This is a genomic window from Streptomyces sp. NPDC001219 (assembly GCF_053597915.1).
Genome location: NZ_JBSFJF010000069.1, coordinates 1 through 24,785, shown reverse-complemented (window position 1 = coordinate 24,785; position 24,785 = coordinate 1). Strand labels below are relative to the sequence as shown.

Below are 24,785 nucleotides of genomic sequence, written 5' to 3'. Positions count from 1 at the left end.
GGTGCATTACGGCCAGCTCCGTGGGGCCCTAGGTGGGGGGCGAACACTTCCCGTAGGGGAGGCGTGGGCCCCTTCGGGCCACAACGTGGCGGGGGGAAGGGGTATTCCCCGGGTGGGGTGGTGGGGCGGTGGTGGGATGGGGGCCGGGCTCGGCGCCCAGGGGCGTACGGCCGGGCTCGGGCGCCCAGGGGTGTACGGGCGGGCTCGGGCGCCCAGGGACGTATGGCCGGGGTCAGGCGCCCAGGGCCGTGCGCAGGCGTTTCGGGTCGACGCGCCAGAAGTCGTGCTGGGCGCCGTCGACGAGGATGACCGGAATCTGCTCCCAGTACTTGCGGTGCAGCTCGGGGTCCTCGGTGATGTCCTTCTTCTCCCACGACGCGCCGGTCTCGGCGCAGACCTTCTCGATCACGGCCTGGGCGTCGTCGCAGAGGTGGCAGCCCGGCTTGCCGACGAGGGTGACCATCCGGTCGGCGGGGCTCTTGCGGGGGCTGCGGCTGAACAAGGGGGCCATGCAGTCATTGTGCCGGGTCGCGACGGTGCCCGGTGCGGCCCGGTTCGACTACCATCGTTGGGCGATTTGTAGGCATCCGGGGGTATGGCCAAAGGAGTGAGGGCGTGTGCTCCCGTCGCTGCCGCCCCGTCTGACCGGTGGCGCGAGTGAACGGTGTGACGTGGGAGTTGGTTCCGCGGAGGCCTGTAATACCCGCGTGACCCCGGTCACTTTGGGCGGACAAACCGGACACCATCTTTGTGCACGCGTTCACAAAGACATAGCCTGCAGAAGACAGGGCGGTCGGGTTCCATACGGCCGCCCGCAGCCCCGCTCTACCCGCAGGAGCACCGTGGCAACTGGCCGAACTCACCGACCGGCGACCCGAAGCCGAGGGATTCCCGAGGCCACCGTCGCCCGGCTTCCGCTGTATCTGCGTGCACTGACCGCGCTCTCCGAGCGTTCGGTACCCACGGTCTCCTCCGAGGAGCTCGCGGCCGCGGCGGGGGTCAATTCCGCCAAGCTGCGCAAGGACTTCTCCTACCTCGGCTCGTACGGGACCCGCGGCGTCGGCTACGACGTGGAGTACCTCGTCTACCAGATCTCGCGTGAACTGGGGCTGACCCAGGACTGGCCGGTCGTCATCGTCGGTATCGGTAACCTCGGCGCCGCGCTCGCCAACTACGGCGGCTTCGCCTCGCGTGGCTTCCGCGTCGCCGCGCTGATCGACGCGGACCCGGCCATGGCGGGCAAGCCCGTCGCGGGCATCGCGGTCCAGCACACCGATGAGCTGGAGCACATCATCGAGAGCAACGGCGTCTCGATCGGCGTCATCGCCACGCCCGCCGGGGCCGCCCAGCAGGTCTGTGAGCGCCTGGTCGCGGCCGGTGTCACCTCGATCCTCAACTTCGCGCCGACCGTGCTGACCGTGCCCGACGGTGTGGACGTGCGCAAGGTCGACCTGTCGATAGAGCTGCAGATCCTCGCCTTCCACGAGCAGCGGAAGGCCGGCGAGGAGGTCGGGTCCGGCGGCGAGGGGTCGGCGGCCGCGCGCGCCGCCGCCGCGGTCGCGGACGACCGCAAGGGACCTGACGGGGACATGCCCGCCGTGATGCCGGCATGACACTCCTGGTCGTCGGACTGAGCCATCGCAGCGCGCCGGTGAGCGTGCTGGAGCGGGCCGCGCTCGCCCCGGAGGCGCGCGGCAAGCTGCTGCAGGACACGGTGTCGGCCGAGCCGGTCACCGAGTCCGCGGTGCTCTCCACCTGCAACCGCATCGAGCTCTACGCCGACGTGGACAAGTTCCACGCCGGAGTCGCCGAGCTGTCCTCCCTGCTGGCCCGGCACAGCGGCGCCGGCCTGGAGGAGCTGACCCCTTATCTCTACGTCCACTACGAGGACCGGGCGGTCCACCACCTCTTCTCGGTGGCCTGCGGCCTGGACTCGATGGTCGTCGGCGAGGGCCAGATCCTCGGGCAGATCAAGGACGCGCTGGCCGTCGCCCAGGAGCAGCACACCGCGGGCCGGCTGCTGAACGACCTGTTCCAGCAGGCCCTGCGGGTGGGCAAGCGCGCCCACAGCGAGACCGGCATCGACAAGGCCGGCCAGTCGCTGGTCACCTTCGGGCTGGAGCAGCTCGCGGCCGGCCGGGACGTCGAGGACTGGGCGCGCGGCAAGCGGGCGCTGGTCATCGGCGCCGGTTCGATGTCGTCGCTGGCCGCCACCACCCTCGTACGGGCCGGTGTCGGCGAGCTGGCGGTCGCCAACCGCACCGTCGAGCGCGCCGAGCGGCTCGTGCAGATCCTCACCGAGCCGGGCGGGCCCGGTGCCGCGAACGGGGTCGCCGCCCGCTCGGTGGCGATGACCGCCGTCCCGGAGGAGCTGGCGCTCGCCGACATCGTGGTGTCCTGTACCGGCGCGACCGGCCTCGTCCTGGCGGGCGAGTTGGTCGCCGCCGCGCGCGACGGGCGCGAGGCGCCGCTGGCGCTGCTCGACCTCGCCATGCCGCGGGACATAGATGCCGCGGTGCACCGGATCGAGGGCGCGCACCTCGTCGACATCGAGTCGCTGGCCGACGCGTCCGCGGACGCACCGATGGCGGCCGACGTGGACAAGGTGCGCGGCATCGTCTCCGACGAGGTCGCCGCGTTCGGCGCCGCCCAGCGGGCCGCGCACATCACCCCCACCGTGGTCGCCCTGCGCACCATGGCAGCGGATGTCGTCGCCGGTGAGATCACCCGGCTCGACGGCCGCCTTCCCGACCTGGACGACAAGCAGCGCGCCGAGATCACCCAGACCGTGCGCCGCGTCGTCGACAAACTCCTGCACGCGCCCACCGTCCGGGTCAAGCAGCTGGCCAGCGAGCCCGGCGGCGCCGGGTACGCGGACGCCCTGCGGGAACTCTTCGACCTCGACCCCCAGACGGTCGCCGCCGTCAGCCGGGCCGACACGCGCGCCGACAGGCACGATGCACGGGAGCGGGCATGACCGACAGCACGACGAGAGCACTGCGGCTGGGCACGCGGCGCAGCAAGCTCGCCATGGCCCAGTCCGGGCAGGTCGCCGAGGCGGTGCGCGAGCTGACGGGCCGCCCCGTCGACCTCGTGGAGATCACCACCTACGGCGACACCTCCCGTGAGCACCTCGCGCAGATCGGCGGCACCGGTGTGTTCGTCTCCGCGCTGCGCGACGCGCTGCTCGCCGGGGAGATCGACTTCGCCGTCCACTCGCTCAAGGACCTGCCCACCACGCAGCCCGGCGAGCTGACCCTGGCCGCGATACCCGTACGGGAAGACCCCCGGGACGCGCTGATCGCCAGGGACGGGCTCACCTTCGAGCAGCTGACCGCCGACGAGGACCGGGTGGCCCGTATCGGCACCGGCTCGCCCAGGCGGATGGCGCAGCTCAACGCCTGGGCCAGGTCGCTGGGCCGGCGTGTGGAGACCGTGCCGATACGGGGGAACATCGACACCCGCATCGGCTTCGTCGAGAAGGGGGAACTGGACGCGGTCGTACTGGCCGCCGCCGGGCTCACCCGCATCGGCCGGATCGACGAGGCGACGCAGCTGCTGTCGCCCGACGTGGTTTTGCCCGCCCCCGGCCAGGGGGCACTGGCGATCGAGTGTGCCGCGGTCAACGTGGACCTCGCCGCCCGGCTCGCCGAGCTCGACGACCCGGACACCCGGGCCGCCGTGACCGCCGAGCGCTCCCTGCTCGCCGCCCTGGAGGCCGGCTGTTCCGCACCCGTCGGAGCACTGGCCGACCTTTCCCCGAGCTCTCGACTTCGTTCGAGCAGGGGAGGCCCCAAGGCCGATGAGCAGGCTGTCACCGAATTGCATCTGCGCGGTGTCGTCGGCACGACCGACGGCAGCACGCTGGTGCAACTGTCCACCACCGGGCACGTACCCGCCTCTCCCGACGACGTGTCGACCCCGCTGAACATGGGTCGTGAACTCGCCGCCGAGATGCTCGCCAAGGGTGCGGCCGGTCTTATGGGGGAGCGAGCACTTTGAACCCCACCGCCCCAAACCACTCCGCCTCCGGTCAGGTCACCTTCCTGGGTGCCGGGCCGGGAGACCCGGGTCTGCTGACGCTGCGTGCCGTGGAGGCGCTGGCCTCCGCGGACGTACTGATCGCTGACCCGCAGGTGCTGGACGTCGTGCGCGTGCATGCCCGCGCACAGGTGGACACACCACTCCAGGCATCAGCTGACGAGGCGTCAATCCCCGCGGATGTGCCTGCCCTTAGGGACACCGCCAATCTTGTCATGACGGCCGCCCGTGCGGGCAAGCGGGTCGTCCGTGCCGTTACCGGGGACCCCGGCCTCGACGGCTATGTCGCCGAGGAGATGCTGGCCTGCGCCGCCGAAGGCATCGTCTTCGAGGTCGTGCCCGGTATCGCCGCGGCCGTCGGCGTGCCCGCGTACGCCGGTGTCCCGCTGCGGGACGCGGAGGGCACCGACGTCCGCTTCATCGACGCCCGCACCGCCGACGCGCGATGCTGGTCCGAGGTGGGTGCCAGTGACGCCACCGCCGTCGTCTCCACCTCCCTCGACTCGGTGGCCGCGGCCGCCGGCGAGCTGGTGTCGGCCGGCCGCAAGCCGGACACCCCGCTGACCGTCACCGTCGCCGGCACCACCACCCGCCAGCGCACCTGGACCGCCACCCTCGGGTCGGTCGCCCAGGTGCTCAAGGCCGCCAAGGTGCTGCCGTCGCCGGACGGCGGCCAGCCGGTCATAGCCGTGGTCGGTGAGCGATGCGCCGCAGCGCAGCGCGACCGCCTTTCGTGGTTCGAGTCCAAGCCGCTCTTCGGGTGGCGGGTGCTCGTGCCGCGGACGAAGGAACAGGCCGCGTCGCTCTCCGACCAGCTCGTCTCGTACGGCGCGGTGCCGCACGAGGTCCCGACCATCGCCGTCGAGCCGCCGCGCACCCCGCAGCAGATGGAACGCGCGGTCAAGGGCCTGGTCACCGGCCGCTACGAGTGGATCGCCTTCACCTCGGTCAACGCCGTCAAGGCCGTCCGGGAGAAGTTCGAGGAATACGGCCTGGACGCCCGCGCCTTCGCCGGGATCAAGGTCGCAGCGGTCGGCGAGCAGACCGCCAAGGCGCTGGTCGCCTTCGGTGTGAAGCCCGACCTGGTGCCGAGCGGCGAGCAGTCGGCCGCCGGCCTGCTGGAGGACTGGCCGCCCTACGACGCGGTCTTCGACCCGATCGACCGGGTCTTCCTGCCGCGCGCCGACATCGCCACCGAGACCCTGGTCGCCGGGCTGATCGAGCTGGGCTGGGAGGTCGACGACGTCACCGCCTACCGGACCGTGCGCGCCTCGCCGCCGCCGGCCGAGACCCGTGAGGCGATCAAGGGCGGCGGCTTCGACGCGGTGCTGTTCACGTCGTCGAGCACCGTGCGGAACCTGGTCGGTATCGCGGGCAAGCCGCACAACGTGACGGTCATCGCCTGTATCGGGCCGGCCACCGCCAAGACCGCCGAGGAGCACGGACTGCGGGTGGACGTGATGTCGCCCGAGCCGTCGGTGCACAAGCTGGCCGAGGCGCTCGCGGACTTCGGCGCGGCGCGCCGCGATGCCGCCGTCGAGGCCGGGGACCCGGTCACGCGGCCGAGCGAGCGGCGGCCGGGGTCGCGGCGGCGGGCCCGTAGCTGAGCGGTCGCAGCAGGAACGGCACAAAGGGCGCCCCTCCGGGGGCGCCCTTTGTGCGAGGGCGGGCGGCCACCCGCCCTCGCCGGGCGGACTACGCGGTCACCCGCTGCCCTTCACCCGCGGCGGCCCGCAGCAGCACCCCGGCGAGTTCGTCCGGGACGGAGAGCATCGGCCAGTGCCCGGTGTCGAGTTCGAAGAAGCCCACCTGAGGCTCGGTGAGCACCTGGAAGCGCGGTTCCCCCGACCGCACCAGGGACTCGACCATGGCGATGTTCATCCCCGTGCCGGTACAGAAGACGCCGCTCGTCGGCAGTTTGGCAGCGGCCCCCGACAGCCGGAGCGGCTGGGTGAGCGTTCCGAGCGGCTGCGGCGCGGCCAGGCGGACGAGCCGGGCCAGCGCGTCCGCGGGGACGCCTGCGACGCTGTTCCAGGCCTGCACGTCGGCGGGTGACGGCGGGAGAATCCGCCAGCCGTCCTCGGCCAGTTCGGCCCGTCGCCGCCACCCGTCGCGGACCGCAGGGTCGGGCTCGAACTCCTCCACCTGGCCGTGCACCGAGAAGCCGTCCAGCGGCAGGGGCGCCGACACGTACACGATCCGGGACACCCGTTCCGGGCGGCGGTCGGCGGCGCCCAGCGCCGGGAAGCTGCCGGAGCAGTGGGCGACGAGCACCACCTCCGGCGCCTCCACGTGATCGATGAGCTGCACCAGATCCTCGATGTGTGTCTCCAAGTCCGTTTCCGGGACCACCAGATGGCGGCGGTCGCCCATGCCCGTGAGCGTCGCCGCGTGGGCCTCGGCTCCCCGCTCCCGCAGCCGGTCCACCACGTCCCGCCACAGCCAGCCGCCCATATGACCGCCCGCCACCAGCACATACGCCGTCATCAACGCCTCCTCGCACAGCTCGGCCGCGCGGCCGGACCCCCGTTGACCCGGCCGCGCATGCCGCTACCGTAGGAACTCCCCCTGAGGGAGGTTCAAGGCATGACCGCGCCCGCGTCCCCTGACGGCATGTGGAGCATCGGCGAACTCGCCGAGCAGGCAGGCGTCACCGTCAAGACCGTCCGCTTCTACTCGGACCGCGGCCTGCTGCCCGAGGCCACCCGCAGCACCGGGGGCCACCGCCGGTACGGCCCCGGGGCCCTGGACCGGCTCCGCCTGATCCGTTCGCTGCGCACCCTCGACCTGCCCCTGCCGCAGGTCGACCGGATCGTCGCCCAGGAGGACACGCCGGGCGCGGCGGACGTCCTGGAGGACGCCGTCGCGGGGCAGCTCCGGGAACTCGGCACACAACTGTCCGCCCTGCGCTGGCGGGAGGCCGCCCTGCACCTTCTCCGCGACTGCACCCCCGGGGAACGCGCCGACCGCCTGCGCCTGATCGGTGCCGTGAACATCCCGCCCGACACGGACGCCCTGGCCCGCTTCTGGCGGCACGTACTCCCCGCGCGGCTCCCGGCCCGCCTGCTCTCCACGGTGCTCGAAGCGGCGGTGCCGCAGCCCCCCGCCGACCCGACCCCGTCCGAGGTGCTGGTCTTCGCCCGGCTTCACGCCGTCGCCACCGACCGCCGCGTCGTCGACATCAACCTCCGCCGCCTCACCCGCCGGACCCCCGACGAGGCCTGCCGCCCCGCCGTCCTCTACGAGGGGCTGGTCGAGGCCTGCGCGCTCGCCGTGGCGGACGTACGAGCCCACCGGCCCCCGCACGCGGGCGAAGCCCTCGACTGCTTCGTCGCCGCCCACGCCGGCCTGCACCACACACGGGACACCCCCGCCTTCCGCCGCCAACTCAGCGTCCAGCTGGGGCAGCTCGCGCATCCCCTCATCGACCGCTACTGGCAACTCGTCGGCGAACTCCCCGCCGCCTCCCGGCAGCCGACCATCGGCGCCACGGACGACTGGCTCCGCGCCGCCCTGGACGCGCAGGTCGCCTAGGAGAGGGCCGGTGTGGGGCGGAGGCCGGCCCCGGGCCGGGAGCCGGGGCGCTGCCGGGACTGCCGGGGGCGGGCTGCCGCCGGACCCGGCCCCTCCGACGGGCCGTCGGCAAAGGCAGGCACAAAGCGGGCGTAGCGTGTTCGGTATGACGAAGTACGGAAGCTTCCCAGGGGCGCGGCCGCGGCGCCTGCGCACGACCCCCGCCATGCGGCGGATGGTCGCGGAGCACCGGCTGCATCCGGCGGACCTGATCCTCCCGGCGTTCGTCCGGGAAGGGGTCAGCGCGCCGGTGCCGATCTCCGCCATGCCGGGTGTCGTCCAGCACACCCTCGACACCCTGCGCAAGGCCGCCGCCGAGGCGGCGGTGGCCGGGGTCGCCGGGATCATGCTCTTCGGGGTGCCCGAGGACGCGAAGAAGGACGCCCTCGGCACGGCGGGCACCGACCCCGACGGCATCCTCCAGCAGGCCATCCGCGCGGTGCGGTCCGAGGTCGGCGACGCGCTCGTCGTCATGTCCGACCTGTGCCTGGACGAGTACACCGACCACGGGCACTGCGGTGTCCTGGACGCCGACGGCCGGGTCGACAACGACGCGACGCTGGAGCGCTACGCCGAGATGGCGCAGGTCCAGGCCGACGCGGGCGTCCATGTCGTGGGCCCCAGCGGGATGATGGACGGCCAGATCGGCGTCATCCGGGACGCGCTCGACCAGACCGGCCACGAGGACGTGTCGATCCTCGCGTACACCGCCAAGTACACCTCGGCGTTCTACGGGCCGTTCCGGGAGGCCGTCGGGTCGTCCCTCACGGGCGACCGCAAGACCTACCAGCAGGACCCGGCCAACCTCCGCGAGTCGCTGCGCGAGCTGGCGCTCGACCTGGAGGAGGGCGCCGACATGGTGATGGTCAAGCCGGCGCTGCCCTACCTCGACGTGCTGGCGAAGATCGCGGACGAGACGGACGTACCGGTCGCCGCGTACCAGATCTCCGGTGAGTACGCGATGATCGAGGCGGCCGCCGAGAAGGGCTGGATCGACCGGGACAAGGCGATCCTGGAGACGCTGACCGGCATCAAGCGGGCCGGGGCGAACATGATCCTCACGTACTGGGCCACGGAGGTCGCGCGGGGGCTGTGAGACCCCGGCGGGCCCGTATGGCGCCGCTGCTCCCGTCCCCGGTATCCGGGGGCGGGAGCTTTGCTGTGGGACGGTGACGTTTTGTCCGCCTGGTTCCGGGCACGCACCGGTTGTCAGGGAAGACCGCGACCGGACCGAGGAGCGAGTCACCATGACCGCCAAGCGCAAGATGCAGGCCAAGGGTGCCCAGGTCATCGGCGCCATGAAGGAAGTCGTCGGCAAGGCCACGCACAACCGCAAGCTGGAGGCCGAGGGCAAGGCGGAGAAGACCGCCGGCCAGGGCCTCGACGTGAGCGAGAAGACCAAGGACGAGGTGCGCAAGCGCTGGCCGTGAGGCCGGCCCTCCCCGTCCCCGGCCCGGAACGGCCAACGGCCCCGTACAGCACAACACCTGTGCGGTACGGGGCCGTTGGGCCGGTGCGGGTGGCGGGTGCGGCCCGCGCGCCGGTCAGAGGCGCTCGGGCGTCCGGATGCCGAGCAGGGCCATGCCCTGGTGGAGGGTGCGGGCGGTCAGCTCGCACAGGAACAGCCGGCCCGCGACCTGGTCCGGGCCGCCCTCGGCCTTCAGGACCGGGCACTGGTCGTAGAAGGTCGTGAACAGCGAGGCGAGGCCGTAGAGGTACGCGGCGAGCTTGTGCGGCTCGTACGATGCGGCGGCCTCGGCGACGGTCTCGCCGAACTGGTCGAGGTGCAGGCCCAGCGCCCGCTCCGCCGGGGCCAGCGCCAGCTCCGGATGCGCCGCCGGCGTCACGTCACCGGCCTTGCGGAAGATCGACCGGATACGGGCGTAGGCGTACTGGAGGTAGACCGAGGTGTCGCCGTTCAGCGAGACCATCTGGTCCAGGTCGAACTTGTAGTCCCGGCTCGGCGACGTCGACAGGTCCGCGTACTTCACCGCGCCGATGCCCACCTGCGCACCGTTCTCGGTGATCTCCTGCTCGGTCAGGCCGACCGCCGCGCCCTTCTCGCGCACCACCGCGGTCGCCCGCTCGGCCGCCTCGTCGAGCAGGTCCTCCAGGCGCACCGTCTCGCCCGCACGGGTCTTGAACGGCTTGCCGTCCGCACCGAGGACCGTGCCGTAGCCCATGTTGTGCGCGGTGACGTCGTCGCCCAGCCAGCCCGCCCGGCGGGCCGTCTCGAAGACCATCTTGAAGTGCAGCGACTGGCGGACGTCGACGACGTACAGCAGCGTCGTCGCCTTCAGGTCGAGGACGCGGTCGCGGATCGCGGAGAGGTCGGAGGCCGCGTAGCCGAAGCCGCCGTCCGCCTTCTGCACGATCAGCGGCACCGGCTGGTCGTCCTTGCCGCGGATCTCGTCGAAGAAGACCACCAGCGCGCCCTCGGAGCGGACGGCGACGCCCGACTCCTCCAGCTGCCGCGCCGTCTCGGCCATCATGGCGTTGTACGCGGACTCGCCGACGATCTCGTCGTCGCGGATCTCCATGTCCAGCTTCTCGAAGACCGAGTAGAAGTAGACCTTCGACTCGTCCACGAACCGCTGCCACAGGTCGAGGGTCTCCGCGTCGCCGGACTGGAGCGCCACGACCCGCTTGCGGGCCCGCTCCTTGAACTGCTCGTCGGCGTCGAAGACGGCGCGCGAGGCCTTGTAGACGCGGTTGAGGTTGCTCATCGCCTGCTCGCCGTCGACGTCGGCCGCCGGGGCCAGCTCGCCGGGGTTCTCGATCAGGTACTGGATGAGCATGCCGAACTGGGTGCCCCAGTCGCCGATGTGGTGCCGGCCGATCGTCCGCTCACCGGTGAAGTCCAGCATGTGGCGCAGGGCGTCGCCGATGACCGCCGAGCGCAGGTGCCCGACGTGCATCTCCTTGGCGACGTTCGGCTGGGCGTAGTCGATGACCGTGACGCCGGGGTTCTCCTTCAGCGGGACGCCGAGCCGGTCGTCGGCGGCGCGCGCGGCCAGCGTCTCGGTGATCGCCCGGTCGGTGACCGTGATGTTGAGGAAGCCGGGGCCGGAGACCTCGACCTCCTGGAAGAGGGCGTTCTCGCCGATCTCCGCGACGACCTTGGTCGCCAGCTCCCGCGGGTTGCCCTTGAGCTTCTTGGCCAGCGCCAGCATGCCGTTGGCCTGGAAGTCGGCCCGGTCGCTTCGTCGCAGCAGCGGGTCGGCGGAGCCGGCCTCCGGCAGGGCTGCCGAGAGGGCGTCCGCGACGCGCTGGTGGACGGAAGTTGCGAGGGAAGTGACCGAGGCCATGGAGATGAGCTCTCTTCCAGAGGGAGGTGTCGCTGGAGTGGAAAGGGTTTGCCAATGAGTATCCCACGGCACTACCACTGATTTTCCGTCTGGGAGAATGGGCACCGTCAGGCTTTTGTGCGTCCGCGCGCAGGACGGCGCAATCAGGAAGCACCAGGAAGAGGAAGGGCCGATCGTGGCTCAGCAGAGCACCGAGACCGACTGGGTCTCCAGGTTCGCGGACGAGGTCATTGCCGAGGCGGAGCGCCGCGCCCCGGGCAAAGTGACATCTGGTGCTTCCGCACCGGTGGTCGTCTGCGCCTCGGGCCTGAGCCCGTCCGGCCCGATCCACCTCGGCAACCTCCGCGAGGTCATGACCCCGCACCTGGTCGCGGACGAGATCCGCCGCCGCGGGTACGAGGTCCGCCACCTCATCTCCTGGGACGACTACGACCGCTACCGCAAGGTCCCGGCCGGCGTCGCGGGTGTCGACGAGTCCTGGGCCGAGCACATCGGCAAGCCGCTGACCTCCGTACCGGCACCGGCCGGCTCGGCGTACCCGAACTGGGCCGAGCACTTCAAGGCCGCGATGAGCGAGGCGCTCACCGAGCTGGGTGTCGAGTACGACGGCATCAGCCAGACCGAGCAGTACACCTCCGGTGTCTACCGCGAGCAGGTCCTGCACGCGATGAAGCACCGCGCGGAGATCGACGCGATCCTCGCCCAGTACCGCACGAAGAAGGCGCCCGCCAAGAAGTCGCAGAAGCCGGTCGACGAGGCCGAGCTGGAGGCCGCCGAGGGCTCCGGCGCGGCCGCCGAGGACGACGGCAGCAGCGGCTCGGCGGGCTACTTCCCGTACAAGCCGTACTGCGGACAGTGCGCGAAGGACCTCACCACGGTCACCTCGTACGACGACGAGACCACCGAGCTGGCCTACACCTGCGCCGCGTGCGGGTTCGGCGAGACGGTCCGGCTGAGCGAGTTCAACCGCGGCAAGCTGGTCTGGAAGGTCGACTGGCCGATGCGCTGGGCCTACGAGGGCGTGATCTTCGAGCCGTCCGGTGTCGACCACTCCTCGCCCGGCTCGTCGTTCGTCGTCGGCGGCCAGATCGTCCGCAAGATCTTCGGCGGCGACCAGCCCATCGGCCCGATGTACGCCTTCGTGGGCATCAGCGGGATGGCCAAGATGTCCTCCTCGCGCGGCGGGGTCCCGACCCCGGGCGACGCACTGAAGATCATGGAGGCGCCGCTGCTGCGCTGGCTGTACGCGCGCCGCAAGCCCAACCAGTCCTTCAAGATCGCCTTCGACCAGGAGATCCAGCGGCTCTACGACGAGTGGGACAAGCTGGAGGCGAAGGTCGCGGACGGCACGGTGCTGCCGGCCGACGCCGCCGCGTACTCCCGCGCCGCCCGCACCGCCGCCGGTGAGCTGCCCCGTACGCCGCGCCCGCTGCCGTACCGCACCCTCGCCTCGGTCGCGGACATCACGGCCGGCCACGACGAGCAGACGCTCCGGATTCTGAGCGAACTGGACCCGGACAACCCCGTCACCTCGCTGGACGAGACCCGGCCGCGGCTCGGCAAGGCCGAGTACTGGATCGCCACCCAGGTCCCGGCCGAGCAGCGCACCATCGTCCGCGACGAGCCCGACAAGGAGCTGCTCGGCACCCTCGACGAGCACGCCCGCGGCTCGCTGCGGCTGCTGCTCGACGGCCTCGACGAGCACTGGTCGCTGGACGGGCTGACCACCCTGGTCTACGGGGTGCCGAAGGTGCAGGCGGGTCTGGAGCCGGACGCCAAGCCGACCCCGGAGCTGAAGGCCGCGCAGCGCGCCTTCTTCGCCCTGCTCTACAACCTGCTGGTCGGCCGGGACACCGGGCCGCGGCTGCCCACCCTGCTGCTGGCCGTCGGCGCCGGCCGGGTGCGCAAGCTGCTCGGCGGATGACGCGCCGCGCGGTGCCGCTGCCGGGGAGTCGTAGACACCCCGGTGCGGTCTCCGCCTGAGGGAGGAGAGGGGTTCGGCCCCGGGGACGAGGACTCGCGGGGCCGGACGCCGCACGCTGGAGCCATGAGAGGGTTAATCGGCTTCATCATCATGATCCAGGGCGCGATGGGCTTCATCGGGCAGGTCTTCTTCGACGGCGCCTGGGGGCTGCTGCCGCACTGGTTCCACCTGCCGTCCCCCGCCTATGTCGGCCTCTTCGCAGCCGGTGCGGCGCTCGCCGTATGGGGCGACACGGCCAAGAAGCGCAAGCAGCAGCAGGCGAACTCCGGCGCGCTGTAGGGGCGTTGCAGGGGCTGGCCTCTAGGGGCGGGCCCCTGAGGGAGGCGCTCGGTCCCCCGGTGGGCGCTAGGCGATGTGGTCGTCCATCAGCTCCGCGTTGAGGCGGTCGCTGAACCGGTCCATGTAGCGGTTCAGGTCCCGCGACCGGAGGCGCACCCCGTACTGCGCCTGCAGGTTCGCCGCGAAGGCGCCCGGGGTCGGCATGCCCTCGCCCTCTATCGAATGCCGGAACACCTGGTACAGGTCCTCGTCGGTCGGGGCCCCGGCCGGTGCCTGGGCAGGCTGCGGGTCCGCCTCGGCGGTGCCCTTGCCCAGCGGACGCGTGCCACCCGCCCCGGTCGGCACCGGGACCTGCGGCCCGGGCTCCGGCGCGCGCGGCGCCGGCACGGGGCCCTGCTCGGGCGCCGGCGCCTGCTGGTGCTCGTCGTACGCGAGCTGATGCTCCTGCTCCGGGACGTACGCCGGGTCGTAGTCACCCTGATACGTCACCTGCTGCGGCGCGGCGAACCACTGGCTCGGCAGCTCCTCGGCCGGCTCCTGGGGCTTCGGCTCCTCGGCCCTGGGCTCCTGGGGCTTGGGCTCCAGAGCGGGTGTCACGGACTTCTGGGGCGCCGGCATCACCTGCGGTTCGATGCCCGCCGCGGCGAGCCCCGCGGGAGCGGTCTCCGCCAGCGGCACCCCGTACCGGGCGAGCCGCAGCGGCATCAGGGACTCCACGGGGGCCTTACGACGCCAGCCCCGCCCGAAGCGCGAACGCAGGCGTGCCTGGTAGACGAGCCGTTCCTGCTCCAGTTTGATCACCGCGTCGTACGACCGCAGCTCCCACAGCTTCATCCGCCGCCACAACAGGAACGTCGGGACCGGCGACAGCAGCCAGCGGGTGAGGCGCACACCCTCCATGTGCTTGTCCGCCGTGATGTCGGCGATCCGCCCGACGGCGTGCCGGGCGGCCTCGACGGTGACGACGAACAGCACCGGGATGACGGCATGCATGCCCATGCCCAGGGGGTCGGAGGCCACGGCGGCGTTGAACGCCACGGTCGCCACCGTCAGCAGCCATGCCGCCTGCCGCAGCAGCGGGAACGGCATGCGTATCCAGGTGAGCAGCAGATCCAGGGCGAGCAGGACACAGATGCCCGCGTCGATGCCGATGGGGAAGAAGTAGGCGAAGCTGCCGAAGCCCTTCCTGACGGCCAGTTCCCGCACGGCCGCGTAGGAGCCGGCGAAGCCGATGCCGGCGATGACCACCGCGCCGGTGATGACCACCCCGATGAGTATCCGGTGTGTGCGTGTCAGCTTCAGTGGCGCGGCCACCCGAGAACCCCTCTTAGTCGGTCTGTTGCGAGCGACAGCCTGGCACACGCGTACGGGCGGGCGTGTGCCGGTACGGAGGGGGCCGGGTCACGATTGGGCCCTGACCGGTGGCGGGCCGGGGGCCCTTCACGTCGAGGGGGCGGCTACGGGCGCGCGCCCGCCCCCGGACGGGAGGTGCCCCCGGCCGGGGCCGGGGGCACGGAGGGTGGGGCCGGGGTCAGCTGTTGGCCTTCGTGGCGGCGTTGACGGCTTCCTTGGCGGCGGCCTGGGCCTTCTTGAGCAGGTCGGCGCTCTTGGGGGAGTCCGCGCCGGCCAGGCCGGCACCGTTGTAGTTGATCGTGACGACGATGTTGGAGGTGCGGGCGACGATCGTGGTGTTCCTGAAGTCGTTGCCCTCCTTCTTCACGTCGTAGGTGATCGCGGTCGCCTCGTCGCCGGTGCCGGAGGTCTTCACGGCCGTCAGCTTCTTGGCGCCCTTGGTGTCCTTCGCGTCGGTGACCTGCTTGGTGTAGAAGTCCGTGGCGCGCTTCTCGCCGGAGCCGACGCCCGGGTCGGAGTCGTAGCGCTGGTAGCCGATGTCGAGCCAGCGGAACTGGGTGCCGTCGACGCCGTTCTCGTCGGAGCTGCTCCAGGAGCAGGTGCCGTGGGCGGAGTTGTCCGTGGAGGTGCCCCGCTCGCCGGCGTCGTCCTTCGCCTTGGGCAGCATCTTCTTGACGCTGTCCTTGGAGAACGCCGAGCACGGGTTCGGCAGCTTCTTGAACTTCGCCGGCGCGACGCTCGGCTTGGGCTTGGCGGAGCCGCCGGAGGAGGTGGAGGCGGAGGCGTCACCGGAGCTGTCGCTGTCCGAGCCGGAGCAGCCGGCGACGAGCAGCACCGGTACTGCTGCGCAGGTGAGAAGGCTGGCGAGGCGCTTGGCTGAACGGTGCATGGTTCCTTCGCTGTTCGTCGTCGTCAGGCCGGCGCGGGCGCACGGCCGTGGCGGGGTTCCGCCTTTCCTCCCGTACGGGCAGGGTCAGGGCCTGTGGACGATCCCCGGGCAGGCCCTAGGGGGCACGGTACGCGGCGCGGCGGGCGGGTGACCGGTTCCGGCGGATGAGCGCAACGCCCAAAGCTGGCGCATTTCCTCGTACTTGCCAATTCGGGCAATGCGCTCGATCCGGGCTATTCGCTGAGGCTGTCGGACAGCTCACCGGCCAGCGAACGGGCCTTGTCCTGCAGTTCCTGGCTGTCCGGCAGCTTCGCCTTGTCCGTGGACCACTGGTCGTAGGTCAGCGTCACGATGACGTTCGACGTGCGGAAGACCACAGTGACGTCGCGGTGCACGCCGGAGTCCGCTGTGACCAATTTGTCATTGAGGAAGGCCGCGTCACCGAGGTCGTCCAGGACGCGCGGAGCGGTGGAGTCGCTCAGGCCCGCGCTGGGGTCCGTACTGGGGTCCGCGCTGACGTCGGCGCCGGGGCTGGAGGCCGCCGAGGGGCTCCCGGAGGCCGCCGCCTCCCCCTTCTCGTCCTTGGCGTCCGGCGCGCTGTTCGTGGTGGTTCCCGCGCCCTTGCCCTCCTCCTTGCCCTTGCCGCCCTTCGAGGCGGACGGGCTCGGGCTGCCGGGCGAGGGGGAGCCCGCGCCGCCGGGCGGGATCTGGGCGTCCAGCTCCTTGCTGTCGTAGATCCCCTGCGCCTTGTCGTCATCGCTGACCGCGGCGTCGTACGACACCACACGCTGGATGTCGAGGCCCAGGTGGCGGGTGCCCGCGGTGGTCTCGCGGGTCCAGCGGCAGCCGACGCGGCGGTCGGTGTCGTAGGTGATGTCCGGCTGGCCGCCGTAGATCTTCTTGGCGTCGGCGCGGGAGAGCTGCTGGCCGTCGCCGGGCAGCAGGTCGCGGAGGGTGCCGCGGGCGGGCAGTCCGCAGGCCTCGGGGAGGGTCTGGTAGCGGCCCGGTTCGGCGGCCTGGCTCGACGTGCTGGTGCCGCCGCTCTTGGCGTCACCGTCCTCGCCGTCGGAGCCGGAGCCGCCGGTGCAGGCGGTGAGGCCGGCGGCCAGTGCCGCGGCCACCACCAGTGCGGCACCGGGTACGAACGGCTTGCGTGGCATCGTTCGCGGCTCCTTCCCCTACGAAATGCGGTTGCCGCCGGTCAGCGGCCGATGGACACAATGTCTATCGCACGTCTTGCCGCGCACGCCGGTCCGCCGTCCAAGATCCGGTAACTTGTCCGGCTTTTGCGTTTTTCATAAATTCGGGGGAATGAGGGAGTTATGTCGTACGTCGAGGTACCGGGTGCCCAGGTACCGATCCGGATGTGGACGGACCCCGCCACGGTCGAGGGCGTCGCGATGCAGCAGCTGCGCAACGTCGCCACCCTGCCGTGGATCAAGGGCCTGGCCGTGATGCCGGACGTCCACTACGGGAAGGGCGCCACGGTCGGCTCGGTGATCGCCATGCGCGGCGCGGTCTGCCCGGCGGCCGTCGGGGTCGACATCGGCTGCGGGATGAGCGCGGTCCGCACCTCGCTCACCGCCGACGACCTGCCCGGCGACCTCTCCCGGCTGCGCTCGAAGATCGAGCAGGCGATTCCGGTGGGCCGGGGGATGCACGACGACCCGGTGGACCCGGGGCGGCTGCACGGCTTCCCGACGGCCCGGTGGGACGACTTCTGGGCGCGGTTCGACGGGGTCGCCGAGGCGGTCAAGTTCCGTCAGGAGCGGGCCACGAAGCAGATGGGGTCGCTCGGTTCGGGCAACCACTTCATCGAGTTCTGCCTCGACGACGACGGGGTGGTGTGGCTGATGCTGCACTCCGGCTCCCGCAACATCGGCAAGGAACTGGCCGAGCACCACATGGGCCAGGCCCAGAAACTGCCGCACAACCAGGGCCTGGTCGACCGGGACCTCGCCGTCTTCATCGCGGACACCCCGCCGATGGCGGCGTACCGCAACGACCTGTTCTGGGCGCAGGAGTACGCGCGCCACAACCGCGCCGTGATGATGGCCCTCTTCCAGGACGTCGTCCGCAGGGAGTTCAAGAAGGCCCGGGTGACCTTCGACGAGGTGATCTCCTGCCACCACAACTATGTGGCGGAGGAGCGCTACGACGGCATGGACCTGCTGGTGACCCGTAAGGGTGCGATCCGGGCGGGCAGCGGGGAGTACGGGATCATCCCGGGCTCGATGGGCACCGGCTCGTACATCGTCAAGGGCCTGGGCAGCGCCGCGTCCTTCAACTCCGCCTCGCACGGCGCCGGCCGGAAGATGAGCCGGAACGCCGCGAAGAAGAGGTTCTCCACCCGGGATCTGGAGGAGCAGACGCGGGGTGTGGAGTGCCGCAAGGACTCCGGTGTGGTGGACGAGATCCCGGGTGCCTACAAGCCGATCGAGAAGGTCATCGATCAGCAGCGGGACCTGGTCGAGGTCGTCGCCAAGCTCAAGCAGGTCATCTGCGTGAAGGGCTGAGGCGGCCCCGCCGCTTCATGGGCCGGCCGTCGGCTCAGGGGCGGCGGCCCGCCGTCGCGCCGCCGCCGGTGGCGACGCCGCCGCTCGGCCTGGGCGCGGCGAAGGGGGGTGTGTCCTGCCGGCAGGCCGTTCCGGGCGGCGGGAGGGTGCCGTCGATGAGGTAGCGGCTCTCGTGGGCGCTGACGCAGCTGCTGGGGTTGGTCAGCGCGGTGTGTCCGTACCCGTGGTGGGTGAGCAGGCGGGCGTGGGCCAGTTCCCTGGCCATGGCCTGGGCTCCCGAGTAGGGGGTGGCGGGGTCGTAGGTGGTGCCGACCACCAGGACGGGGTGTGCCGTCGGCCGGTTCCACGGGCCGCGGTACGGGTCGGCGGCGAGCGCCGGCCAGGTGGCACACGGCTCCGCGGCCCAGGTCCAGAAGCGTCCGGCGTCGCCCGCCCGCCGGGCGCTGAACTCCTCCAGCGCGTGGTAGACGCCGGGGCCACGCGGATTGGGGCTGTCGCTGCAGAACACCGCGGCGGCCTGCTCGTCGCCCAGATACGGGTTCGGGTACGGGACCGGGGGAGCGGCCGGGAGCGGGGACGGTGCCGGTACGCGGCCCTGCCACAGGGCCTGCAGCCGTTCGGCGAGGTTCGTCCAGCCGGGGTGGAGGTTGTAGAGGCCGTTCACGACGTCACCGACGGTCCGGCCGTAGGTCCAGGTGCCCACGGGGTGTTCCCGGAGCCGCCGCGTCAGCTGGTCGAACTTGTCCCGGGTCGCCTTCGGGCCGCCGGCCGAGAAGGCGCAGCGGGCGGTGGTGGTGGCGCCGCACCTGGTGAGGAACTGGTCCAGGATGGCGGCCGCCCCGAGGTCCGCGCCCATACGGAGGAAGGTCGTGAGCCGGGGCGCGGCGGAGGAGGCGTGGTTCGTCCAGGCCTGCGGGTCGATGGTGCTGTCGAGGACCATCGCGCGGACCCGGCCGGGGAACAGGTTGGCGTAGGTGGCGCCCAGGAACGTGCCGTAGGAGATCCCGAGGTAGCTGAGCTGCGGTTCGCCCACCGCCTGCCGGAGCCGGTCGAGGTCGCGGGCGGTGTCGGCGGTCGACACATGGCGCAGCAGCTCGGAGTCCCGCCGTTCACAGCGCCGGGCCAGATCCCGGTACGCGGCGATCCAGGACGCCCGCTGCCGTGCGCCCACCGGGAAGCCGGCCGGTTTGCCGGTCACCCAGGCCCGGGCTTCCCCGGGGGTCGCGAAGCAGTTCACGGCGGTGCTGCTGCCGACTCCGCGCGGGTCCCAGCTGACGATGTCGAACCGCTCGCGCACCTCGCGCGGGAAGAGCGGGTAGAGCTGCGGCATCTGCACGGTGCCGGGCCCGCCGGGGCCGCCGGGGTTGAAGAAGAGGGTGCCGATGCGCCGCCGGGGGTCGGTCGCGGGCCGCTTGATGACGGCCAGCTCGATGGTGCGGCCGCCGGGGTTCCGGTAGTCCAGCGGCACCCGCGCGGTGGCGCAGTCGAAGGCGCTGCCCCGGACGCAGGGGCGCCACTCCGGCCGCGGGGCGCCCGCCGATGGTGACGGCGGGCCGCCGGCCGCGGCGGGGTCCGGCCCGGTCAGCACCGCCGAGCAGGTCAGCACGGCGGCGACGGCCGCGGCGCGACGCCTGCGGCCCGTTATCGGCCCGGATATGTGCATGCCTCGTCCCTCCACGGCTGAGCGTCCGATGCCGCCCAGGTGCGGGACGTCGGCACGCATCCGGTGTCCACGACACCCCGGTCCGGCCCGGCGCGCGCGCCGGCCGCGGCCGAATGGCCGAGCGGCCGCCACCCGGGATGTGGGTGGCGGCGGCCGGGCGCGCGCCGTGTCACCTCCGCGGGAGACGCGACATAACTGGCCAGAATGGGGCGCCGGCCGGGGGCTGCACTGCTGGAGCTGATCACGGCCTCGACGATCCTGCCGGCCCTCATCTACGGCTCGACGATCGTGCTCTACCTGGCGGTCCGCCGGGGGCTGGACCGCCGGAAGGGCGCGTTCGACCTCGGGCGCTTCGAGCTGCCGGTCGCGATCTGTCCGCTGGTGTGGACGCTGTTCGCGCTGTTCGTGCTGGTGGCGCACCGGGAGGCGCTGGTCTCCGTGGTGATCGTGGTCGGCCTGCTCCTCGCGGGCGGGCTGTTCTTCCTCCTCATGCCGAGGTTCGACCGCGCGGCACTGGAGACCGAGCCGGGCGAGGCGGCCGCCTTCAAGCACTGAGACGGGGCGGCACCGGCCGGGTCACCCCCGGCAGGGGCGGCCCCGCCGCGCGTCTCAACCGCTGCGGTGGACCTTGGAGTTGGAGGCCTGGGCGCGGGGGCGGACCACCAGCAGGTCGACATTGACATGGGAGGGGCGGGTGATCGCCCAGGTGATGGTGTCGGCGACGTCGTCCGCGGTGAGCGGCTGGTCGACGCCCTCGTAGACCTTGGCGGCCTTGGTGGTGTCGCCACGGAAGCGGGTGGTGGCGAACTCGTCGGTCTTGACCATGCCCGGGGCGACCTCGATGACCCGCACCGGCTCGCCGCACAGCTCCAGGCGGAGGGTCTCGGCGATGACATGCGCACCGTGCTTGGCGGCGACATAGCCGCCGCCGCCCTCGTAGGTGCCGTGGCCCGCGGTGGAGGAGAGCACGACGACGGTGCCGTCGCCGGAGGCGGTGAGCGCGGGCAGCAGCGCCTGGGTCACATGGAGCACGCCCAGCACATTGACCTCGTACATGGTCCGCCAGTCGGCGGGGTCGCCGGTGGCGACCGGCTCCGCGCCGAGCGCGCCCCCGGCGTTGTTGACCAGGACGTCGACGGAGGGGAGGCGGCCGAGCTCGGCCGCGAAGGCGTCCACGGCGGCGCGGTCGGTGACGTCGAGCGCGTAGGCCTCGGCGTCCGGCAGCTCGGCGGCGAGCGCCTCGATGCGGTCCTTGCGTCGGGCGGTGAGCACCACGTGGTAGCCGGCCGCGGCCAACGCCCGCGCGGTGGCGGCGCCGATGCCACTGCTCGCTCCGGTGACGACGGCGGTACGGGCCTCGGCGGTCATGCAGTCTCCTCGAGCGATGGGGCCCCTGCTCCTCACGAGCCGGGAAAGACGGTCCGCCGCCAGGATATGCAGGCGGGTCAACGTCCTCTGGGGGCGTACATGATCACCGCCATGCCGGCCAGGCAGACCAGCGCGCCGATCACGTCCCAGCGGTCGGGGCGGTAGCCGTCGGCGACCATGCCCCAGGCCAGCGATCCGGCGACGAAGACACCGCCGTACGCGGCGAGGATGCGGCCGAACGCGGCATCCGGCTGGAGCGTGGCGACGAAGCCGTAGACACCGAGCGCGAGCACTCCGGCGCCGATCCAGGCCCAGCCCCTGTGCTCGCGGACGCCCTGCCAGACCAGCCAGGCGCCACCGATCTCGAAGAGGGCGGCGACGACGAACAGCGCTGCGGAGCGGGCGATGAGCATGGGGAAATCGTACGGAGCGGGTGGGCGGGCGCCCGGGCGCCCGGGGTGGCCGGGGTGGGGGAGTGTCGGTGGGGTGGCTCGTGGCGGGTTGGCGGTTGGCGGTTGGCGGTTGGTGGGTGGCTTGTGGCGCGGTGGGCGCGCGGCGGGCCGGTGGTTGGTGGGTGGCTGTAGCGGGGTGGGCTCGTGGGCGGGGTGGCTGTCAGTGGGGTGTGAGAGCTTCGGGGGCATGCTGATCGAACGGGCTTACGTGGACGTTCCGGAGGGGGCGGGGAGAGCCGAGGACGGCTGGCCCTGGACGGTGCCGTGTGTGCGCCAGCTGGCCGAGGAGGGACTGGCCTTCGGCGCGCCGGTCACCTTCCTGGTGGGGGAGAACGGCTCGGGGAAGTCGACGCTGGCCGAGGCGCTGGCGGAGGGTTTCGGGCTGGATTCCTACGGCGGTTCGGCCGGATACAAGTACGCCAGCTCACGGGAGGCCTCCCTGCTCGGCGGGCTGATGCGGTTCGACCCGACGCACGAGGGGCGCCGGATGGTGCGCGGGCCGCGGGTCCGTCGGCGGGGGTTCTTCCTCCGGGCCGAGACGGCGATGGAGGCACTGAACCGGGAGCGGAGCGCGCTGAAGCTGTCGCGGTCCCCGGACGACATGAGCCATGGCGAGGGCTTTCTGATGGCCTTCCGGGAGCGGTTCGCGCAGCGCGGCCTGTATGTGATGGACGAGCCGGAGGCGGCCCTGTCCTTCTCCTCCTGCCTGGAACTGGTGGGCCTGATGGACGAGTTGGGGAGCGGTGGCGCGCAGATCATCTGCGCCACCCACTCCCCGCTGCTGACGGCGCTGCCCGGCGCCGAGATCGTCGAGGTCGGCGAGCACGGGATGCGGCGGGTGGAGTGGGCGGAGCTGGGGCTGGTCGACCACTGGCGGCGCTATCTCAGCGACCCGCGCTCATATCTGCGGCATGTGCTGGCGGGGTGAGGGCGGTGGCTATGGCAGCGGCGTCCTCGGCGCCGGTCCAGTGGGTGAGCGCGCTCCGCAGTGCCGCGGCGCGCGCGGCGGGGGCGGTGGCGTCGGTGGCCCAGGCGATATAGCCGTCGGGGCGCACCAGCAGGGCGGTGCGGCGGGCGCTCCGCCAGGAGGCGGTCACCACACCCGCCTCGGCGGGGCGCGGGGAGTCCCCGCCGTCCGCCGCCGTCGCCGCGAGGCCGGGCTCGTCGGCGGGAGCGATGAGGACGAACCGGCCCCGGCGGAGGAGTTCGTAGAGGCGGCCGCCGCCCGCAAGCCGGATGTCGGGGGCGCGGTGGCCCGCGAGGGGGTGGGCGCCGGGCCCGGCCGGATAGGCGATGCCGAGACCGGAGATCGTGCGGACCGCCCTGCGGGACAGTGGCGGCAGATGATTGACGAGCTGGGCGGCGAGGGAGCGGACGGCCAGTCCGGGGGCGCTGTGCAGCAGGGCGATCCGGATGAGGGCGCCGCTGCTGCGCAGGGCCTGCCGGCCCACCGGGTGGCGCTCGGCCTGATAGCTGTCCAGCAGGCTGTCGGCGGCGCGGCCCCGGAGCACCGCGGCCAGTTTCCAGCTGAGGTTGGCGGCGTCCTGCAGACCGGTGTTCATGCCTAGGGCGCCGGCGGGGGAGTGGACATGCGCGGCGTCACCGGCGAGGAAGACACGGCCGACGCGGTAGTCGGGGACCTGGCGCTCGTCGCTGTGGAAGCGGGAGACCCATCGGGCGTCGTGCATGCCGTAGTCACTGCCGAGGGCGAGCCGGGTCAGCTCGCGGATCTCGTCGAGGCCGGCGGGTGCGTCGTCGTCGGCCTGGCGGTGGCGGTTCCAGCCGATGACGCGGTACCAGCCGCCGCCGAACGAGGCGATCAGCGCGAACGCGTCGCCGTTGGCCTGGAGGGTGAGGGGTGACTCGGGCTCCTGGGCCAGCCGGACATCGGCGAGCACCAGGGACCGGATCACGGACCTGCCGGGGAACGGCAGGCCGACCGCTTCCCGGACGGTGCTGCGGACGCCGTCGGTGCCGACCGCATAGGCGGCGCGGACGGCGCCGAGGCCCTCGGCGGTCCGGAAGCGCACCGTCACCCCCTCGGCGTCCTGGTCGAGGCCGAGCACCTCGGAGTCGTGCCGGAAGGTGACACCGGCCCGCCGGGCCCGGCGCTCCAGCAGCCGCTCGACCTCGTACTGGGGCGTGACCAGGACGAAGGGGAAGCGGGAGCGGAGCCGGGTCGGGTCGATGGTGGCCCGGCCGAAGAGGCGGAGGCCGGTGACCGGATGGCCACCGGCGATCAGCTCGTCGGCGAGGCCGCGGGCGTCGAGCTGCTCCAGGGTGCGGGAGTGCACGACCAGGGCGCGGGTGAGGTTGCTGATCCTGGCGGGGCGGCGCTCCAGGAGGGTGACCCCCAGCCCCGCCTCGGCGAGGTCTCCGGCCAGCAGCAGGCCGGTCGGGCCGGCGCCCACGACGAGGACGTCCGTGTCGCGCGCCGCGCGGGTTCCCTCGGCCCTCGTCGCGTCGTCCGGGCCGGTCTTGCGGTTCATGGCATCCATGGTCTCCGCCTCCAGTGGCAGTGCCAACGCATGTTGGTCAACGCTTGTTGGCAAGCGTAGGGCGGTCAGGCCTGGCATGTCAACAAGCGTTGGCCTACTGTTGTGGGCATGGCCGAACACGTCCCCTCCACGGATGCCGGGCCGGGAGCCGCCCCCGCCACGGCGTCCGCCGCGCCGCCCGCCGCACCCGCGCCGGGCGAGGCGGCCGACCCCGCCCGCCCCCGCCGCTCCGCCGCGACCCGGGCCGCGATCCTCGCCGCCGCCAGGGACCGCTTCGCCGCGGACGGCTACGAGCGCGCCACCATCCGCGCCATCGCCAGGGACGCCGCGATCGACCCGTCGATGGTGATGCGCTACTACGGCAACAAGGCCGGCCTCTTCGCGGCCGCCTCCGAGATCGAGGTGCACGCCCCGGACCTCACCCACCACCCGCGCGACGAGGCGGGCGCCCGGCTCGTACGCCATTTCCTGGAGCGCTGGGAGTGCGACGAGACGCTGACCGCGATGATGCGGGTCGGCGTCACCAACGAGGCGGGCGCGGAACGCATGCGCGGGGTGTTCGCCGAGCAGATCAAGCCGGTCCTCGCCGCGGTCTGCCCGGTCCCCGAGGAGGCGCCGACCCGCGCCGCACTGATCGCCTCCCAGATACTCGGCATGGCGCTGTGCCGCTACGTGCTCCACCTCCCGCCGGCCGTCGGCCTCAGCCACGACGAGGTCATCGCCTGGCTGGCGCCCACCGTCCAGCGCTATCTGACGGCCGAACACCCCTGAGCGGTGGCCCCGTCCCCCTCACCCCCTCACCCTCCCCACCCCCGACCCCGCCCCCGCCCCGCCCCCTCCCCCGAAGGGGGAGGAGGGGGG

General features: G+C 72.4%; 23 protein-coding genes. 13 read left to right on the top strand and 10 right to left on the bottom strand.

Annotation, left to right across the window (positions count from 1 at the left end):
* Positions 1 to 232: 232 nt before the first annotated feature.
* Positions 233 to 511 (bottom strand): glutaredoxin family protein, encoded by a 279-nt coding sequence (locus tag ACWC9R_RS30830; RefSeq protein ID WP_026169869.1) that lies wholly within the window; start codon positions 509 to 511, stop codon positions 233 to 235.
* A 331-nt stretch (positions 512 to 842) separates the two neighbouring features.
* Between ACWC9R_RS30830 and ACWC9R_RS30825 the strand changes: the two genes are divergently transcribed.
* The 4 genes from ACWC9R_RS30825 to ACWC9R_RS30810 are packed head-to-tail and all read left to right on the top strand — an operon-like array spanning position 843 to position 5,648.
* Positions 843 to 1,613: a redox-sensing transcriptional repressor Rex gene (locus ACWC9R_RS30825; protein WP_362609089.1), complete on the top strand. Its 771-nt coding sequence runs from the start codon at positions 843 to 845 to the stop codon at positions 1,611 to 1,613.
* Positions 1,610 to 2,977, top strand: a complete 1,368-nt coding sequence (locus tag ACWC9R_RS30820) for a glutamyl-tRNA reductase (RefSeq protein ID WP_450736428.1) — start codon at positions 1,610 to 1,612, stop codon at positions 2,975 to 2,977. The genes ACWC9R_RS30825 and ACWC9R_RS30820 overlap by 4 nt, the downstream gene beginning before the upstream one ends.
* On the top strand, positions 2,974 to 4,002 hold the full coding sequence (hemC, locus tag ACWC9R_RS30815) for a hydroxymethylbilane synthase (RefSeq protein WP_450736426.1): 1,029 nt from the start codon (positions 2,974 to 2,976) through the stop codon (positions 4,000 to 4,002). The genes ACWC9R_RS30820 and hemC overlap by 4 nt, the downstream gene beginning before the upstream one ends.
* Entirely contained in the window at positions 3,999 to 5,648 is a 1,650-nt protein-coding gene (locus ACWC9R_RS30810) for a uroporphyrinogen-III synthase (RefSeq protein ID WP_450736424.1), read from the top strand. The genes hemC and ACWC9R_RS30810 overlap by 4 nt, the downstream gene beginning before the upstream one ends.
* A gap of 88 nt (positions 5,649 to 5,736) precedes the next feature.
* Here the strand turns inward: ACWC9R_RS30810 and ACWC9R_RS30805 are convergent, their stop codons facing one another.
* Positions 5,737 to 6,528 carry an alpha/beta fold hydrolase gene (locus ACWC9R_RS30805; RefSeq protein WP_450736422.1) on the bottom strand — a complete coding sequence of 264 codons (792 nt, stop codon included), beginning with the start codon at positions 6,526 to 6,528 and terminating at the stop codon, positions 5,737 to 5,739.
* Positions 6,529 to 6,627: 99 nt separating this feature from the next.
* Here ACWC9R_RS30805 and ACWC9R_RS30800 point away from each other — a divergent pair, with 99 nt between their 5' ends.
* The 3 genes from ACWC9R_RS30800 to ACWC9R_RS30790 all read left to right on the top strand — a co-directional run bounded on the left by ACWC9R_RS30800 (position 6,628) and on the right by ACWC9R_RS30790 (position 9,044).
* Entirely contained in the window at positions 6,628 to 7,575 is a 948-nt protein-coding gene (locus ACWC9R_RS30800) for a MerR family transcriptional regulator (protein ID WP_450736420.1), read from the top strand.
* A gap of 145 nt (positions 7,576 to 7,720) precedes the next feature.
* Entirely contained in the window at positions 7,721 to 8,710 is a 990-nt protein-coding gene (hemB, locus tag ACWC9R_RS30795; protein WP_450736418.1) for a porphobilinogen synthase, read from the top strand.
* A 151-nt stretch (positions 8,711 to 8,861) separates the two neighbouring features.
* Positions 8,862 to 9,044 (top strand): CsbD family protein, encoded by a 183-nt coding sequence (locus ACWC9R_RS30790; protein WP_042155638.1) that lies wholly within the window; start codon positions 8,862 to 8,864, stop codon positions 9,042 to 9,044.
* Between the two features lie 114 nt (positions 9,045 to 9,158).
* Here ACWC9R_RS30790 and argS read toward each other — a convergent pair whose 3' ends face one another.
* A complete protein-coding gene (gene argS / locus ACWC9R_RS30785) occupies positions 9,159 to 10,922 on the bottom strand; it encodes an arginine--tRNA ligase (RefSeq protein WP_450736416.1) in 1,764 nt (587 codons plus the stop codon).
* Between the two features lie 175 nt (positions 10,923 to 11,097).
* On the opposite strand from argS, the gene lysS reads away from it, so the two are divergent.
* A complete protein-coding gene (gene lysS, locus ACWC9R_RS30780) occupies positions 11,098 to 12,846 on the top strand; it encodes a lysine--tRNA ligase (RefSeq protein ID WP_450736415.1) in 1,749 nt (582 codons plus the stop codon).
* 123 nt (positions 12,847 to 12,969) lie between these two features.
* Positions 12,970 to 13,185: a hypothetical protein gene (locus ACWC9R_RS30775; protein WP_450736414.1), complete on the top strand. Its 216-nt coding sequence runs from the start codon at positions 12,970 to 12,972 to the stop codon at positions 13,183 to 13,185.
* A 66-nt stretch (positions 13,186 to 13,251) separates the two neighbouring features.
* On the opposite strand, the gene ACWC9R_RS30770 is transcribed toward ACWC9R_RS30775, so the two are convergent.
* The 3 genes from ACWC9R_RS30770 to ACWC9R_RS30760 all read right to left on the bottom strand — a co-directional run bounded on the left by ACWC9R_RS30770 (position 13,252) and on the right by ACWC9R_RS30760 (position 16,587).
* The gene (locus tag ACWC9R_RS30770; RefSeq protein ID WP_450736412.1) at positions 13,252 to 14,499 is read right to left on the bottom strand and encodes a DUF2637 domain-containing protein; all 1,248 of its coding nucleotides are present in this window, start codon (positions 14,497 to 14,499) and stop codon (positions 13,252 to 13,254) included.
* Between the two features lie 217 nt (positions 14,500 to 14,716).
* Positions 14,717 to 15,427 (bottom strand): DUF3558 domain-containing protein, encoded by a 711-nt coding sequence (locus ACWC9R_RS30765; RefSeq protein ID WP_450736410.1) that lies wholly within the window; start codon positions 15,425 to 15,427, stop codon positions 14,717 to 14,719.
* A gap of 233 nt (positions 15,428 to 15,660) precedes the next feature.
* Positions 15,661 to 16,587, bottom strand: coding sequence for a hypothetical protein (locus ACWC9R_RS30760; protein ID WP_450736409.1), 927 nt, complete (start codon positions 16,585 to 16,587; stop codon positions 15,661 to 15,663).
* Positions 16,588 to 16,749: 162 nt separating this feature from the next.
* On the opposite strand from ACWC9R_RS30760, the gene ACWC9R_RS30755 reads away from it, so the two are divergent.
* Positions 16,750 to 17,943: an RtcB family protein gene (locus ACWC9R_RS30755; protein WP_450736407.1), complete on the top strand. Its 1,194-nt coding sequence runs from the start codon at positions 16,750 to 16,752 to the stop codon at positions 17,941 to 17,943.
* Between the two features lie 34 nt (positions 17,944 to 17,977).
* On the opposite strand, the gene ACWC9R_RS30750 is transcribed toward ACWC9R_RS30755, so the two are convergent.
* Positions 17,978 to 19,606, bottom strand: coding sequence for an alpha/beta hydrolase (locus tag ACWC9R_RS30750; RefSeq protein ID WP_450736406.1), 1,629 nt, complete (start codon positions 19,604 to 19,606; stop codon positions 17,978 to 17,980).
* 204 nt (positions 19,607 to 19,810) lie between these two features.
* On the opposite strand from ACWC9R_RS30750, the gene ACWC9R_RS30745 reads away from it, so the two are divergent.
* Complete coding sequence (locus ACWC9R_RS30745; RefSeq protein WP_450736404.1) at positions 19,811 to 20,161, top strand: hypothetical protein; 351 nt, start codon at positions 19,811 to 19,813, stop codon at positions 20,159 to 20,161.
* A gap of 54 nt (positions 20,162 to 20,215) precedes the next feature.
* Here ACWC9R_RS30745 and ACWC9R_RS30740 read toward each other — a convergent pair whose 3' ends face one another.
* Together ACWC9R_RS30740 and ACWC9R_RS30735 are read right to left on the bottom strand one after the other, a co-directional pair.
* Positions 20,216 to 20,974: an SDR family oxidoreductase gene (locus ACWC9R_RS30740; RefSeq protein WP_450736403.1), complete on the bottom strand. Its 759-nt coding sequence runs from the start codon at positions 20,972 to 20,974 to the stop codon at positions 20,216 to 20,218.
* Positions 20,975 to 21,051: 77 nt separating this feature from the next.
* Positions 21,052 to 21,387, bottom strand: a complete 336-nt coding sequence (locus tag ACWC9R_RS30735; protein ID WP_450736401.1) for a YnfA family protein — start codon at positions 21,385 to 21,387, stop codon at positions 21,052 to 21,054.
* Positions 21,388 to 21,613: 226 nt separating this feature from the next.
* Here ACWC9R_RS30735 and ACWC9R_RS30730 point away from each other — a divergent pair, with 226 nt between their 5' ends.
* Positions 21,614 to 22,354, top strand: a complete 741-nt coding sequence (locus tag ACWC9R_RS30730) for an AAA family ATPase (protein ID WP_450736399.1) — start codon at positions 21,614 to 21,616, stop codon at positions 22,352 to 22,354.
* On the opposite strand, the gene ACWC9R_RS30725 is transcribed toward ACWC9R_RS30730, so the two are convergent.
* Positions 22,311 to 23,924 carry an FAD-dependent monooxygenase gene (locus ACWC9R_RS30725; protein WP_450736442.1) on the bottom strand — a complete coding sequence of 538 codons (1,614 nt, stop codon included), beginning with the start codon at positions 23,922 to 23,924 and terminating at the stop codon, positions 22,311 to 22,313. The two genes, ACWC9R_RS30730 and ACWC9R_RS30725, sit on opposite strands and share 44 nt — an antisense overlap.
* Before the next feature lie 108 nt (positions 23,925 to 24,032).
* Between ACWC9R_RS30725 and ACWC9R_RS30720 the strand changes: the two genes are divergently transcribed.
* Positions 24,033 to 24,695, top strand: coding sequence for a TetR/AcrR family transcriptional regulator (locus tag ACWC9R_RS30720; RefSeq protein ID WP_450736397.1), 663 nt, complete (start codon positions 24,033 to 24,035; stop codon positions 24,693 to 24,695).
* Positions 24,696 to 24,785 lie beyond the last annotated feature (90 nt).

Bases quoted from the DNA above. Each gene is read 5' to 3' on its own strand.
- ACWC9R_RS30820 (WP_450736428.1), top strand. From the start codon at position 1,610: ATGACACTCCTGGTCGTCGGACTGAGCCATCGCAGCGCGCCGGTGAGC.
- ACWC9R_RS30725 (WP_450736442.1), bottom strand. From the start codon at position 23,924: ATGGATGCCATGAACCGCAAGACCGGCCCGGACGACGCGACGAGGGCC.
- ACWC9R_RS30805 (WP_450736422.1), bottom strand. From the start codon at position 6,528: ATGACGGCGTATGTGCTGGTGGCGGGCGGTCATATGGGCGGCTGGCTG.
- ACWC9R_RS30765 (WP_450736410.1), bottom strand. From the start codon at position 15,427: ATGCACCGTTCAGCCAAGCGCCTCGCCAGCCTTCTCACCTGCGCAGCA.
- ACWC9R_RS30830 (WP_026169869.1), bottom strand. From the start codon at position 511: ATGGCCCCCTTGTTCAGCCGCAGCCCCCGCAAGAGCCCCGCCGACCGG.
- ACWC9R_RS30745 (WP_450736404.1), top strand. From the start codon at position 19,811: ATGGGGCGCCGGCCGGGGGCTGCACTGCTGGAGCTGATCACGGCCTCG.
- ACWC9R_RS30730 (WP_450736399.1), top strand. From the start codon at position 21,614: ATGCTGATCGAACGGGCTTACGTGGACGTTCCGGAGGGGGCGGGGAGA.
- ACWC9R_RS30720 (WP_450736397.1), top strand. From the start codon at position 24,033: ATGGCCGAACACGTCCCCTCCACGGATGCCGGGCCGGGAGCCGCCCCC.
- ACWC9R_RS30790 (WP_042155638.1), top strand. From the start codon at position 8,862: ATGACCGCCAAGCGCAAGATGCAGGCCAAGGGTGCCCAGGTCATCGGC.
- ACWC9R_RS30775 (WP_450736414.1), top strand. From the start codon at position 12,970: ATGAGAGGGTTAATCGGCTTCATCATCATGATCCAGGGCGCGATGGGC.
- ACWC9R_RS30735 (WP_450736401.1), bottom strand. From the start codon at position 21,387: ATGCTCATCGCCCGCTCCGCAGCGCTGTTCGTCGTCGCCGCCCTCTTC.
- ACWC9R_RS30750 (WP_450736406.1), bottom strand. From the start codon at position 19,606: ATGCACATATCCGGGCCGATAACGGGCCGCAGGCGTCGCGCCGCGGCC.
- hemC (WP_450736426.1), top strand. From the start codon at position 2,974: ATGACCGACAGCACGACGAGAGCACTGCGGCTGGGCACGCGGCGCAGC.
- ACWC9R_RS30760 (WP_450736409.1), bottom strand. From the start codon at position 16,587: ATGCCACGCAAGCCGTTCGTACCCGGTGCCGCACTGGTGGTGGCCGCG.
- ACWC9R_RS30740 (WP_450736403.1), bottom strand. From the start codon at position 20,974: ATGACCGCCGAGGCCCGTACCGCCGTCGTCACCGGAGCGAGCAGTGGC.
- argS (WP_450736416.1), bottom strand. From the start codon at position 10,922: ATGGCCTCGGTCACTTCCCTCGCAACTTCCGTCCACCAGCGCGTCGCG.
- ACWC9R_RS30755 (WP_450736407.1), top strand. From the start codon at position 16,750: ATGTCGTACGTCGAGGTACCGGGTGCCCAGGTACCGATCCGGATGTGG.
- hemB (WP_450736418.1), top strand. From the start codon at position 7,721: ATGACGAAGTACGGAAGCTTCCCAGGGGCGCGGCCGCGGCGCCTGCGC.
- ACWC9R_RS30800 (WP_450736420.1), top strand. From the start codon at position 6,628: ATGACCGCGCCCGCGTCCCCTGACGGCATGTGGAGCATCGGCGAACTC.